We start from the raw sequence: 13,373 nt of genomic DNA on the forward strand, positions 1-13,373 counted from the left end.
TTGCGGGTATTGCTGATCAAGACCTCCTCCCTGGGGGATGTGGTCCACACCCTGCCGGCGCTGACCGATGCGGCGCGGGCGATTCCCGGCATCCGCTTCGATTGGGTGGTGGAAGAGGGGTTCGCCGAAATCCCTACGTGGCACCCCGCGGTGGGCAAAGTCATCCCGGTGGCGATCCGGCGCTGGCGCAAGAATATCTGGCAAACCATCAAGAGCGGCGAGTGGCGGCGGTTCAAGCAAAGCATGCGGGCCGAGAAGTATGACTTGGTGATTGACGCCCAAGGCTTGCTGAAAAGCGCCTGGCTGACTCGCTACGTCAAGGCCCCGGTGGCTGGCCTGGATAAGGATTCGGCGCGCGAACCCCTGGCGGCGCGGTTTTACTCCCGGCGCCTGGCGGTGGCCCGTGGTCAGCATGCGGTCGAGCGCGTGCGCCAGCTGTTTGCCGTGGCGCTGGGCTACGACTTGCCGCAGACCCAGGGCAACTATGGCCTCGACATCGACCGCCTGGTGGAACTGCCGCGCCCCTATCCCTATGTGGTTTTCCTGCATGGCACGACCTGGGACTCCAAGCACTGGCCCGAGCTTTACTGGCGCCAGCTCACCGAGCGCATGGGCCAGTACGGCGTGGTGGTAAAACTGCCGTGGGGCAACCCTGTCGAAAAGGCCCGCGCCGAGCGCATCGCCAGCGGGCTGCGCAACGCCCTGGTACTGCCGAAACTGAACCTTGGCGGCATGGGCAAGGTGCTCGCCGGTGCACAGGCCTGCGTAGCCGTGGACACTGGCCTCGGTCACCTGGCTGCGGCCCTGGACGTGCCGACCGTTTCGCTGCTCGGCCCGACCAACCCGGTGCTGACCGGTGCCTACGGCAAGGGCCAGATTCACCTCGCCAGTGATTTCCCCTGCGCGCCCTGCATGCAGAAACAGTGTACTTATCCACCGACTGCCGAAGATGCCCGTCGGTTTGACCTTAAGCGCGAGCAGCCCCTGTGCTTCACGCGTGTAAACCCCGAGCGTGTTGCCAGCCACTTGAGCACGTTATTGGCTGAGGAGCCGCGCTGATGCAATTGGCTTTTGTCCTTTACAAATATTTTCCTTTCGGTGGCCTGCAGCGTGACTTCATGCGCATCGCCCTGGAATGCCAGCGGCGTGGCCACCAGATCCGCGTCTACACGCTGATCTGGGAGGGCGACGTGCCGCCCGGCTTCGAGGTGCTGGTGGCGCCGGTCAAGGCGCTGTTCAACCACCGTCGCAATGAGAAGCTCAGCGCCTGGATGGAGGCCGACCTGGCACAGCGCCCGGTGGATCGTCTGATCGGTTTCAACAAAATGCCTGGCCTGGACGTCTATTACGCCGCCGACGGCTGCTTCGAAGACAAGGCACAGAACCTGCGCAATTCGCTGTACCGGCGCTGGGGCCGCTACCGGCATTTCGCCGAATACGAGCGGGCGGTGTTCGCCAAGGATGCCAAGACCGAAGTCCTGATGATTTCCGAAGTCCAGCAGCCGCTGTTCATCAAGCACTACGACACGCCGCTGGAACGCTTCCATCTGCTGCCGCCCGGCATCGCCCAGGACCGTCGCCGGCCCGCCGACGCCGACGAGATCCGTGCCGCGTTCCGGGCCGAATTCCAGCTGGCCGACGATGACCTGCTACTGGTGCAGATCGGCTCCGGCTTCAAGACCAAGGGTGTGGATCGCAGCCTCAAGGCCCTGGCCGCGCTGCCGGCCGAATTGAGAAAACGCACCCGGCTGTTTGTAATCGGCCAGGACGACCCCAAGGTATTCCAACTGCAGAGTGCCGCGCTGGGTCTGGGCGACAATGTGCGGTTCCTCAAGGGCCGCAGCGATATCCCGCGTTTCCTGCTTGGCGCCGACCTGTTGATCCACCCGGCCTACAACGAAAACACCGGCACGGTACTGCTCGAAGCGCTGGTGGCCGGGTTGCCGGTGCTGGTCAGCGCGGTGTGCGGGTACGCCCATTACATCGCCGAGGCCGACAGCGGCCTGGTGCTGGATGAGCCGTTCGAGCAGACGCAACTGACCGAATACCTGGGGCGGATGCTCGGTGATTCCGAGGCAAGAGCGGCCTGGAGCCGCAACGGTCTGGCCTTCGCCGAGACGGCCGACCTCTACAGCATGCCGCAGCACGCGGCCGATGTGATATTGGCGGAGCACGCTTGATGAAATTGATGCTGGCCGAACCGTTCAAGAGCCTTTGGGCTGGACGCGATGCGTTCACCGAGGTCGAGGCGCTCAAGGGCGAGGTCTACCGTGAACTCGAAGCCCGGCGCACCTTGCGCACCGAGGTGGACGGTCGCGGCTTTTTCGTGAAGATCCACCGTGGCATCGGTTGGGGCGAGATTTTCAAGAACCTGCTGACCGCCAAGCTGCCGGTACTTGGCGCGGGACAGGAATGGAAAGCCATCCAGCGTCTGCAGGAAGTCGGCGTGCCGACCATGACGGCCGTCGCGTATGGCGAGAAGGGCAGCAACCCGGCCGACCAGCATTCGTTCATCGTCACCGAAGAACTGGCGCCCACCATCAGCCTTGAAGATTACAGCATCGACTGGGTCAGGCAGCCGCCGCAGCCCAGGCTCAAGCGGGCACTGATCGCTGAAGTGGCGCGCATGACCGGCATGATGCACCGCGCCGGGGTCAACCATCGCGACTGCTACATCTGCCATTTCCTGCTGCATACCGACACACCGGTGACGGCCGACGGTTTCAAGCTCTCGGTGATCGACCTGCACCGCGCCCAGACCCGCCCGGCCATCACCACGCGCTGGCGCAACAAAGACCTGGCCGCGCTGTATTTTTCGGCGCTGGACATCGGCCTGACGCGCCGCGACAAGCTGCGTTTCCTCAAAGGCTATTTCCAGCAGCCGTTGCGCCAGGTACTGGCTGAAGAAGCGTCGCTGCTGGCCTGGCTCGAAGGCAAGGCCAACAAGCTGTATGCGCGCAAGCAGCGGTATGGGGACGCGCTCTGATGTCAGGCTGGACACTGGAACCGGCCTACGCCGAACTGGCGGCGGATTTCGGTAGCCTGGACGCGGTGTTCGCCCTCCAGGGCGAGCGCCTGACGCGCGACCCGCTGTCGGAGGTGATTCGTGTACAGCGCAACGGCGTCAATTATTACGTCAAGCGCTACACCGGCGCCGGCAAGGGCTTGCGGCGTTACCTGGGCAGGCCGCGGGTCAAGTCCGAATGGCAGAACCTCAAGCGCTTCGCCAAATGGGGGATCCCGACCGCGCAAATCATTGCCTGGGGACTGGAGCGAAACGGCGCGGCGTTCGCCCGTGGTGCGATGATCACCCGCGAATTGCCTCGCACCGAAGACCTCTCGGCCCTGGCCGAACGTCGCGACCGCAGGCTGGCGGATCGCGCCTGGGTCGACGGTGTGAGCCGGCAGTTGGCGGGTTACACGCGGACCATGCACGAGCAGCGCTTTACCCATAACGATTTGAAGTGGCGCAACCTGCTGATCGACGATCAGTCGCGGTTGTTCCTGATCGATTGTCCGAACGGTGATTTCTGGCGCGGCTTCTGGCTCAAGTACCGGATCATCAAGGACCTGGCGTGCCTGGACAAGGTCGCCAAATATCACCTGTCGGCCACTCAGCGCCTGCGTTTTTACCTGCAATACCGGCAGCGCGACCGGCTGGATGCCCTGGACAAGAAGCGTATCCGGCACGTGGTGAAATTTTTCGAGGGGCGTGAATGACTGATTTTCTGGCCGATGAAGACCGCGCGTTGCTGCAACGCCATGGCCTGGACAGCTTCGAGGCCTTGTGGGCACGACAACTGGAAGCGGTGGACGAACCCAACACCTCGGGGGAAGGCTGGAGCAGCGTGTTCCGCCTGGAACTGGAAGGGCAGGGGTACTACCTCAAGCGTCAGAGCAATTACCTGACCCGAACCTTGTCGCATCCGTTCGGCGAGCCGAGTTTTTCCCGGGAATTCCGTAATATCAGCCGTTATCGGCAACTGCGCATCCCCGCGCTGCAGGCCGTGTTCTATGGCCAGCGCAAGGTGAACGGCGAGGCTCGTGCGGTTCTGCTGACGCGTGCGCTGGACGGCTGGGATGACCTCGATTCATTGCTGCAGCGCTGGTCGACGCTGAGTGGCGCGCAGCGCACGGGCATCCTGCAGGCCTGCGGGCACCTGGCGCGGCGCCTGCACGATGCGCATCAGATGCATGGTTGTTTTTATCCCAAGCACATTTTTCTGCAAGCCGGCGACAGCGGCTACCAAGCGCAGTTGATCGACCTGGAGAAGACCCGGCCGCTGCTGTTCGGCCAACGTGACCGGATCAAGGACCTGGAACCGCTGTTGCGCCGGGCAGGTGCCTGGAAGGGTGACGATGTGCGCCAGTTGCTGGCTACTTATCTGGAGCAGCCGCTGGACAGCGCTCTGGTCGACAGCTGGATGACACGCGTGGCCGCCCGCCGTACCGACAAGGAGGCGCGTTGATGATTTTGTCCGAACTGAAAAATGCCGGCCGCAGCCCTGGCCTGCCCTTGAGCCTGGAGCTGGCGGACGCCGCCGGACCGGCGCAATTGCAATTGCTGACGCTTCTGCGCGTATTGCCGGGGCAGCGTTACGTGGGCGCGGGTGTCTGGCGCGGTCGCCCGGTACTGGCGAAATTGTTGGTTGGCGCCAAGGCGGCTCGTCACTTCCAGCGTGAGCTGCAAGGCGTGCGTCTGCTGGCGGAACAGGGCCTGACCACACCGCTGTTGCTAGTGGACGGCTTGAAGGACGGCGAGGGTGGCTGGCTGCTGTTCGAATTGCTCGAAGGGGCCCAAAGCCTGGGCGACGCCTGGAGGCAAGTCGAGCAATTGCCGCCGTTGGCCGATGAGCAGGCCGCAGTGCTGGCGGAGGCCCTGGGTGCCATTGCACAACTGCACGCCAAGGGCCTGTGGCAAGAGGATCTGCACCTGGACAACCTGCTGCGCCACGATGGGAAACTCTACCTGATCGATGGCGCCGGTATTCGGGTCGAAACCGCAGGGCAGCCGTTGTCGCGGCAAAAAGTGCTGGAGAATCTCGGTGTGTTTTTCGCCCAGTTGCCCAAGTCCCTGGCGCCGTTCACCGAGGAGTTGCTGGTGCATTATCTGCTTGGCAATGCCGAACATGCGTTGCCGATGGAGGCGTTGCAAAAACAGATCGACAAGGTGCATTCCTGGCGCCTGAAGGATTTCCTCGAAAAGGTCGGGCGAGAATGCAGCCTGTTCAGCGTCAAGCGTGGGGCCTTCGGCCTGCGGGTTATCCGCCGTGATGAAGAGGCCGCGATAGCGCCCGTGCTTGAGCAGGCCGATGCCCTGCTTGACCAGGGACATCTGTTCAAGACCGGCGGCGCGGCGAGTGTCGGCAGGGTGGTGGCGGACGGCCGTACGCTGATCATCAAGCGCTACAACATCAAGGGCTTCGCCCATTGGCTCAAGCGCTTCTGGCGTCCGAGCCGTGCCTGGCATGCCTGGCGCGAAGGTCATCGCCTGGCCTTCCTCGGCATTGCCACGCCCAAGCCGCTGGCGCTGCTGGAAAAGCGTTTCCTGTGGCTGCGCCGTGGTGCGTATCTGGTCACCGAGTACTTGCCGGGCCCGGACATCATCGAACGCTTCGCCCCATACGTGGAGACCGGTGAGGCGCCCGAAACAGAATTGCTGGCGCTGGATCGCTTGTTCGCCGACCTCATCCGCGAACGGATCAGCCATGGCGACTTCAAGGGCCACAACCTGTTCTGGCAACACGACCGCTGGGCGTTGATCGACCTCGACTCCATGTGCCAACACCGCACCCAGGCGAGCTTCGCCCAGGCCTACGCCCGGGATCGCGCGCGGTTCATGCGCAACTGGCCGCAGGATAGCGCGCTGTATCGGGTGATTGATGAGCGCTTGCCAAAGGATGTCGAAAACACCCTCTCGGCCTTGTGACCGATCACCGTTGCGAGGGAGCTTGCTCCCGCTGGGCTGCGCAGCGGCCCCAAAGCCATTCAGCGCGGTGTGCCAGGAAAAATAGTTGTTGGGTTTACGACTGCTGCGCAGTCGAGCGGGAGCAAGCTCCCTCGCCACGGATCGGGTAAATCCTGGGGTTAGGTGTAGATTCGTTGCCGCCTTCGCGAGCAGGCTCGCTCCCACGGGTGTTCAGGTCCTTCAGGTAAGCTTCGTCACTTGCTCGGCGCTAGAGGTTTGCCGGCGCTTTTAAGCTATAATCCCGCCCTTTAGCTGCCCAGCGCCCTTGGCGCGCGGCACATCAATTCTTCGCGGCGCTTGTCGCCCGTATGCAGACATAAGAGGCTAGACCCCTGTGGCATTGACGATTCTTGGCCTGTCCGGCGCCCTTAGCCATGATCCTTCCGCAGCGCTGTACATTGACGGCAAGCTGATCGCGGCGGCCGAGGAAGAGCGCTTCGTACGCGATAAACATGCAAAGAACCGCATGCCCTACGAGTCGGCGAAGTTCTGCCTGGAGCAGGCCGGCATCAAGCCATCCGATGTTGATGTGGTGGCGATCCCGTTCGCCCCGATCAGCCTGTTCGGCGAAGCGCGCTGGCACTACGCCAAGCGTTACTGGTACGCCCCGGATCGCGCCCTTGATGCGATCCTGATGGGCAACCGTCGCTACAAGCGTTATCGCCGCAAGATCGTCTGGTGCCTGGAGCAACTGGGCTTCGATCCGAAAAAAATCAAGATCGAACCGGTCGAGCACCACCTGGCTCATGCCTCCAGCGCCTACCACTGCTCGGGTTTCCAGGAAAAAACCGCGATCCTCGGTATCGATGGCAAGGGTGAATACGCCACGACGTTCTTTGGCTACGGCGAAAACGGCAAGATCCACAAGATCAAGGAATTCTACGATCCGGACTCCCTGGGTGGTCTGTATGGCGCGATCACCGAGTTCCTCGGCTTTGAAATGCTCGACGGCGAATTCAAGGTCATGGGCATGGCGCCGTATGGCGATGCCAGCAAGTACGATTTCTCGCGCCTGGCCTCGTTCGAAAACGGCGAACTGGTGATCAACACCGACTACGCCAACGTGATCGGCCTGCGTCGCTATAAAGAGAAAGGCAAGGGCTTCTACTTCTCGCCAAAGCTGATCGAATGGCTCGGTCCGAAGCGTGAAGGCGACATCGCCGACGAGCCGTACATCCATTACGCCGCCAGCATGCAGGCGCTGTTCGAGAAGCTCGCGCTGCAGATGATCGACCACTACCTGGGCGACGTGCTCAAGGAAACCGGCAAGCTGGCCTTCGCCGGCGGCTGCGCACTGAACGTCAAGCTCAACCAGAAAATCATCGCCCGTGACGACGTCAAGGAGCTGTTCGTGCAGCCGGCCTCCGGCGACGCCGGCACCGCGGTAGGCGCGGCGGCTTATGTGTCCCATGCCCGTGGCGTGCCGGTGGAGAAGATGGAACACGTCTACCTCGGCCCGGCCTACAGCAACGAAGACGTGATCGCCGCGTGCGCCCGTCATCCGAGCAAGCCGGTATGGCGCAAGATCGACAACACCCCCGAGCGCATCGCCAGGATCATGGTCGACGGCAACCCGGTGGCCTGGTTCCAGGGGCGCATGGAGTTCGGCCCGCGTGCCTTGGGCGGTCGTTCGATCATCGGTTGCCCGAGCGCCAGCGGCGTGGCCAATCGCATCAACGAGCAGATCAAGTTCCGCGAGCGCTGGAGGCCTTTCTGCCCGTCGATGCTCGACACCGTTGCCCCACAGATGATCAAGGTCGATCACCCGGCGCCATTCATGACCTTTACCTTCGAAGTGGCCGAGGAATGGAAGACCCGCGTGCCGGAAGTGGTTCACGAAGACGGCACTTCCCGGGCCCAGGTGCTCAAGCGTGAATACAATCCGCGCTACTACGACATGATGAAGGCGCTGGAAGTCCTGACCGGCAATGGCGTGTCGCTGAACACTTCGCTCAACCGTCGTGGCGAGCCGATGATCTGCTCGCCGACCGATGCGCTGAACATGTTCTTCGGCTCCGACCTGCAGTACCTGATCATGGAAGACATTCTGGTCGTCAAGGACGGTGTGGACGCTTATGACTGAGGTGCTGATCAGTGTCGTCATCCCGGCCTACAACTACGCCGAGACCTTGCCGCGCGCGGTGAACTCGGTCATTGCGCAGTTGGGCGAAGCCCAGGCCGAGCTGTTGGTGATCGACGATGGTTCCACTGATGCAACGCCGCAGGTCCTGGAGCAATTGCAGGCCGAACATGCCGGGCTCTTCCGGGCCCTGCGCAAACCCAATGGTGGTTTGTCGTCGGTACGCAATCGCGGAATCGAGGAGGCTCGGGGGCAATACCTGATCTTCCTGGATGCCGACGATGAGATGGCGCCGGGCGCGCTTGCCGCCGTGACCCGGCATGTTGCCAGTCATCCCGAAACTCGCCTGGTCATCGGCGGCCACTGGTCGGTGTTCACGGACGGGCGTCGCGTCCAGCATGCGGTAAAGCCGCTGCCGGCCACGCCGCGTGGGCGCGTTCGGGGCTACCTGCTGGACAAGACGGTGACCCTGTCCAACGGCGCCTGTGCCATGCACCGCGAGGTGTTCGGGCCGGGTAACTATCCCGAGCATCTGCGTAACGTCGAAGACATTCCGGTGTTTGCCCAGGTACTGGCGCGCTTTCCATGCACCGTGCTCGATCAGCCGCTGGCGCTGATCTACAAGCATGGCGACAGCATGCGGCATGACCTCAGGCAAAGCCTGGCGGCGGGCGTGGGCATGGTCGACGAGGTGTTTTCCCCGGCGCGCATGCCGCAGTCGTTGCAAGATTTGCGCAAGGCCTTCATGGCCCAGCGTTGCCTGTCGTTGTTCCGCGATTGCTACAGCGCCGGTGACTATGCCAATGCCAAGGCTTTTTATGCCCAGGCCGTGCGTACCGATGTTCGCTCGATCACGCGCTGGTCCTATACGCGCAAGGCTATCCGGTTGTTGTTCAAGTGAACGCCGCAAGGTCTGACGACAGCATGTTCCAGGCCGACGGAAGCTGGGCTCGAAAGGCTCGTGAACTGGACCGCTACCGCTGGAAACTGCTGCGCGAGCGCCACGGTCGCCTGGGCAGCCTGTTGCGCCTGGTTCGTGACGTGCTGGTGGATGTAACGATTGGTTTGCGCGCCAAGGCGTGCTTGAAGCATTCGACCGACACGGTACCTTGCGAAGTGCTGCTGCTGCATTCAGCGCCCAAGTCCATGGCGCTGCAGCGCAAGAACATCCTGATCGATGCCCTGCGCAAGCGCGGTCATCAACTGACGGAAGCTGCGCTGCGCGCTCCCGCGGATGCCTGTGCCCAGCGCATGCTGGCACCGCCGCCACAGTCCGTGCCGCTGCGTTACCTGGTCTATGCCGCCCACGCCCAATGGCTGGTGATGACCTATCAGCCCAAAGTACTGATCAACGAACGCAATGGCAGTCTGCACGCGCCGTTCCTGCGCCTGGCGCTGGCTGCGCGTGGGGCCCGCCTGCTGCACCTGGCGCATGCCACGACATTGGAGTCGTCCCGCCGGCTGGGAATGAACGACTACGATTATTACGGCGTCTTCGGCCGCAGTTCGCTGGAAGCACTGCAAGAGCGGACGCTGCGGTTCGGTGAGTCGACGGTGGTGCTGGTCGGTTCCTACCTCGCCGACGAAACCTATGACCTGCCCGTCGCTGATCCAACTATCAAAACGCTGCTGGTGTTGGGGGTAGGGCCTGATCGGGAGAAAGAAGCCGGTTACCAAGACACTTATCAGTTGCTGCGCGATTGGGCCGGGCGCAACCCGGATTATCGCGTGCTGTTCAAGCGCCATCCGCGCAGCAAGGCGCAGTTCTGGCGCGACGCGGCGACGCGGTTCGCCAACATCGAGTTGCTGGATGTGGAGTGCTCGCTGGCACAGGCGCTCGCCCAGGCCAGCGTGGTCATCAATATCATGTCCAATGCCGGCATCGAGGCAGGGCTGGCGGGGCGTCCGGTAGTTCACGTGAATGCCGGCCGCGATGTGGATATCTTTTCCCACGCGTTGTTCTTCGGGCCGCAAGTGCGCGATGAACGGGCGTTTTCCCAGCAGTTGCACGCGCTTGAGCAGGACTATCCGCAATGCGTGGCCAAGGCTCGGGGCTTCGCCGACTACCATCTGGTGCACGGCTCCAGAGGGTTGGCAAAAACCGTCGAGCTGGTCGATGACTTGCTGCGCGGCAGAGACCCAGCAGAAAAATTCGAAACCTTCAGGCTGCCTGCCGTCGGCTGACGTCGCAGCCTGCCGCTCAAATGCCGAGCGCGAGCTTCAGCTCCCGCTCGTTGCACACCTTCTGATGACTGAGATAATGCTCCAGGAACTGGTTGTCCTGGAGCAGCCATTCGCGGTCCTGTCGATAGCGCAACATGTGTTTGAAATTGCGCAGGCGCAGCCCTTTGCGTAGCGGCTTGCGATAGGCCTTCAGGTCGGCGACATCGATCAGTCCCAAGGTGTTTTCAGGCGTCAGCACCACGTTGCCCAGGTGCGCGGAGCGAAAATAGATACCGTTCTGATGCAGGCGAGCGATGAACTCACCCAGTCGTGACCGAAGGTCGATAGAGGTGTCCGCGCCGAGCAGTTGACGAAGGGTGCTGCCGGGCAGCGGGTCGTAATGCACGGCATCACGCTCGATGGCGGGAATGCGGTAGACCTGGCGAATGCGCGGGCATTCGATGCCGCGCGCCTGCAAGGTCTGGCAGTTGTCGGCAAAGCGCTTGGCATACGGTGACCAGAGCGCGGAGGTCAGCAGGCGTTTGCGGCGAAACAGCTTGAGCATCGAGCCATCGGCCAGGCGCAGCACCTTATCCCCTTGGCGATCGGCCTCAAGGACATCGGCACCTTCGCGCAGGCTGAGGTAAACAGTAGGGTCGAGCGTTTGCATCAAGGCTCCAAGGCTTGGCCCGCTGGGAGGGGCAGCCGGGTATGTTAGCGCAGTGTGCAGGCGGCAAAAACCGCTGTGGTATAGTCGCGTCAATTTTCCCAGGGTGTTCGCCCTGTTTGCGGGGCTGCCTGGCGCCGTCTTTCTGGACATTCCATGACAAAAACGCTGTTCATTTCCCTGGCCAAGCACCAAGGCCTTTATTTCAACCGCTTGCTCAACGAAACCGAGCTGCAGGGTAAAGTCGTTTCTCCTCAACAAATGCCTTGGCCCGGGTTCCGACGGATCTCCAAGGTTGTTTCGCGCATCGATTGGCCGAGTCTGATCGAGGAAAAGTGCGCGGAACGTCGGGTCAAGAACAAGAACAATGGCGCGCTGTATCGCCTGTTGCTGCGCCTCGAACTTCTCTGGATGGCCCTGCGCGCCCAGGCCTTGCTTGATCGGGAACGCCCCGATGCGTTGGCGTTCTGGAACGGTTCCCATCGTTATTGCCGGTTGCTCACGGCGCTGGCACCGAGTGGCTGCAAGACGTTCTTTTTCGAGAACGGCCTGTTGCCCGACACCACCACCGTGGACCCGCGCGGCGTGAACTACCTGAACGCGGTTCCTCGCGATGCCGGTTTCTACCTCGACTACCCGTATCCGGTGCCGGAAAACCAGGCTGCACCGGTGCTGATTCCGCGTGCGCCACGCAGCGCCGGCCCGGCGCCGATCGAGCTGCCGGCGCAATTCGTGTTCATTCCGTTCCAGGACGATCGTGACAGCCAGGTCCGGCTATTCTCGCCCTGGATCAGGAACATGTGCGAGATGTTTGCCTTGGGCGAGCGACTCGCCGAGGAGACGGGCCTGACGGTGGTGTTCAAGGAGCACCCGTCCAGCCGCGAGACGTACCCCGAGCTGCACGAACGGACCCATGAGCGCCTGCTCTTCGCCAACGGCAATGCCACGCAGCAGTTGATCGAGGCCAGTCAGTTCGTGATCACGATCAATTCGACCGTGGGCCTGGAAAGCTTGTTGTTGGGCAAGCCGGTGCTGACCCTGGGCCAGGCGTTTTTTAATATCGAGGGGCTGGTGATGCACGCCGACGATGCCGATCAGGTCGTATCATTGGCCCGTGCATTCCCGCAATGGCCGCTTGATGAGCGCTTGCGCCGCAACTTCTTCCATTACCTTTCCGAGTGCTATTGCATCAAGGGTGGCTGGAAGAATGCCGATCAGGCTCAGTTGCAACGGGTCGCCGACAGGCTGTTGGGTAAAGACCAATGCCCATCTGCCTGAGGCGGCTGGTCGATAGAAACAATCTGACGATATGGGCATCCATCGGCTTCCTTGTGCTGTTGTGTGGAGCATGGGTGTTGCCCAGCAACAAGCTGTACCACCAATTGCTGATTTTCCTGTTGTGGTTGCCCGCGTTGTTGGGACTGCTGCATCGGGATTTCCGCTCGATGCTCAAGCTGCCCGAATGCGTACTTTTCGCCGTGCTAGTGGCCTGGACGCTGGCAGTGCTGATGGTCGAGGGCGGCGATAACGCCTTGGGCAAGAGCAAGGTGGTTCTCTACGTGACGCTGACCCTGGCAGGCGTGCTGCTGGCTGCGCAGAATCGCCACTGGCGGCTGGAGTCCATGGTGCTGGGGGCGTCGATTCTCGGCGGGTTATTCGCAGCCGCGTCCTGGGTGTATTTCTACGGGCTCAGTGCCCGGCCTTTGAGCGACCGGTTGATTGCCATCGGCCTGTGGGATACGCCGATCATGGCTGCCCATGCGGTGGGGAGCCTGGCGATCATGGGCGCTTTCACCTGGCGATCCAGGCATCTGAAACCGGCTTTGATGGCGCTGCTGATGATCGCGGCGCTGGGCTATCTGTTATTTCTGGGTTCCAACCAGACCCGTGGGGTGTGGATCGGGCTGGGCGCCTGTCTGCTGGTGATGGCGATGGCGCGACCTTCACGCCTGGGCGGCGCGCTGGTAGCCCTGGTCGTGGTGGGGGTGGCCATGGTTGCCGCATTCGAGCCGGAAATCCTCCTGCAGCGGGGCCTGTCTTATCGTCCCCAGCTGTGGCGGGGCGGTGTTCAATTGATGCTCGATCACTGGGCGATGGGCGTGGGGTTCCATTCCTACCTGATTCCCGTCCCTGAAATTGGCCAGGCTTTCAAGCATCCGCACAATCTGTTCCTGGATACCGGTGTGCGCCTTGGCGTGCCTGGCCTGCTGCTGTTTGGCGGGCTGTGGCTGGTTGCAGGCTGGAGAGGCTGGATGTGCCGCGCGCAATCGCTGGGCCAGGTGTTGTTGGCGCTCTGGGTCTTCGCATCGGTTTCCTTGATGACCGACGGCATTGGCTTGTGGCTCAAACCCAATGCGGACTGGATGGCCATCTGGCTGCCCATTGCGTTGAGCATCGTGCTGGCTGCCCGAGGTCGCGCCGCAGGGACTTCCTCCTGACTGAACCGATGTAATTGGTTCGCTGTTACAATCCGCAGCTTGTCTGTCTTTTCAAAC

At 62.2% G+C, this 13,373-nt stretch carries 12 protein-coding genes; 11 read left to right on the forward strand and 1 reads right to left on the reverse strand.

The features are described from left to right. The 9 genes from waaC to J3P86_RS02290 all read left to right on the forward strand — a co-directional run bounded on the left by waaC (position 1) and on the right by J3P86_RS02290 (position 10,232). Complete coding sequence (gene waaC / locus J3P86_RS02250; protein WP_434626413.1) at positions 1-1,059, forward strand: lipopolysaccharide heptosyltransferase I; 1,059 nt, start codon at positions 1-3, stop codon at positions 1,057-1,059. Next, positions 1,059-2,180: a glycosyltransferase family 4 protein gene (locus J3P86_RS02255; protein WP_434570061.1), complete on the forward strand. Its 1,122-nt coding sequence runs from the start codon at positions 1,059-1,061 to the stop codon at positions 2,178-2,180. Before waaC ends, J3P86_RS02255 begins: the two co-directional genes overlap by 1 nt. Then, a complete protein-coding gene (gene rfaP, locus J3P86_RS02260) occupies positions 2,180-2,986 on the forward strand; it encodes a lipopolysaccharide core heptose(I) kinase RfaP (RefSeq protein WP_434602621.1) in 807 nt (268 codons plus the stop codon). The genes J3P86_RS02255 and rfaP overlap by 1 nt, the downstream gene beginning before the upstream one ends. Beyond that, positions 2,986-3,720: a lipopolysaccharide kinase InaA family protein gene (locus J3P86_RS02265; RefSeq protein WP_434602622.1), complete on the forward strand. Its 735-nt coding sequence runs from the start codon at positions 2,986-2,988 to the stop codon at positions 3,718-3,720. Before rfaP ends, J3P86_RS02265 begins: the two co-directional genes overlap by 1 nt. Continuing rightward, complete coding sequence (locus tag J3P86_RS02270) at positions 3,717-4,469, forward strand: lipopolysaccharide kinase InaA family protein (protein WP_434626410.1); 753 nt, start codon at positions 3,717-3,719, stop codon at positions 4,467-4,469. Before J3P86_RS02265 ends, J3P86_RS02270 begins: the two co-directional genes overlap by 4 nt. Continuing rightward, positions 4,469-5,929 carry a lipopolysaccharide kinase InaA family protein gene (locus tag J3P86_RS02275; protein WP_434699337.1) on the forward strand — a complete coding sequence of 487 codons (1,461 nt, stop codon included), beginning with the start codon at positions 4,469-4,471 and terminating at the stop codon, positions 5,927-5,929. The genes J3P86_RS02270 and J3P86_RS02275 overlap by 1 nt, the downstream gene beginning before the upstream one ends. A gap of 373 nt (positions 5,930-6,302) precedes the next feature. Further along, complete coding sequence (locus J3P86_RS02280) at positions 6,303-8,051, forward strand: carbamoyltransferase family protein (protein WP_434626407.1); 1,749 nt, start codon at positions 6,303-6,305, stop codon at positions 8,049-8,051. Next, complete coding sequence (locus tag J3P86_RS02285) at positions 8,044-8,949, forward strand: glycosyltransferase family 2 protein (RefSeq protein ID WP_434626406.1); 906 nt, start codon at positions 8,044-8,046, stop codon at positions 8,947-8,949. Before J3P86_RS02280 ends, J3P86_RS02285 begins: the two co-directional genes overlap by 8 nt. Before the next feature lie 23 nt (positions 8,950-8,972). Beyond that, entirely contained in the window at positions 8,973-10,232 is a 1,260-nt protein-coding gene (locus J3P86_RS02290; RefSeq protein WP_434626405.1) for a capsule biosynthesis protein, read from the forward strand. Positions 10,233-10,248: 16 nt separating this feature from the next. On the opposite strand, the gene J3P86_RS02295 is transcribed toward J3P86_RS02290, so the two are convergent. Next, on the reverse strand, positions 10,249-10,881 hold the full coding sequence (locus tag J3P86_RS02295) for a toluene tolerance protein (protein ID WP_434626404.1): 633 nt from the start codon (positions 10,879-10,881) through the stop codon (positions 10,249-10,251). 153 nt (positions 10,882-11,034) lie between these two features. On the opposite strand from J3P86_RS02295, the gene J3P86_RS02300 reads away from it, so the two are divergent. Further along, positions 11,035-12,156 carry a capsular polysaccharide export protein, LipB/KpsS family gene (locus J3P86_RS02300; RefSeq protein WP_434699338.1) on the forward strand — a complete coding sequence of 374 codons (1,122 nt, stop codon included), beginning with the start codon at positions 11,035-11,037 and terminating at the stop codon, positions 12,154-12,156. A gap of 77 nt (positions 12,157-12,233) precedes the next feature. Further along, positions 12,234-13,316, forward strand: coding sequence for an O-antigen ligase family protein (locus J3P86_RS02305; RefSeq protein ID WP_434699339.1), 1,083 nt, complete (start codon positions 12,234-12,236; stop codon positions 13,314-13,316). The last annotated feature ends 57 nt before the right edge of the window (positions 13,317-13,373 follow it).

Origin of the sequence: Pseudomonas sp. D1-1, from assembly GCF_051132225.1 — a bacterium.
Classification (GTDB): Bacteria; Pseudomonadota; Gammaproteobacteria; order Pseudomonadales; family Pseudomonadaceae; genus Aquipseudomonas.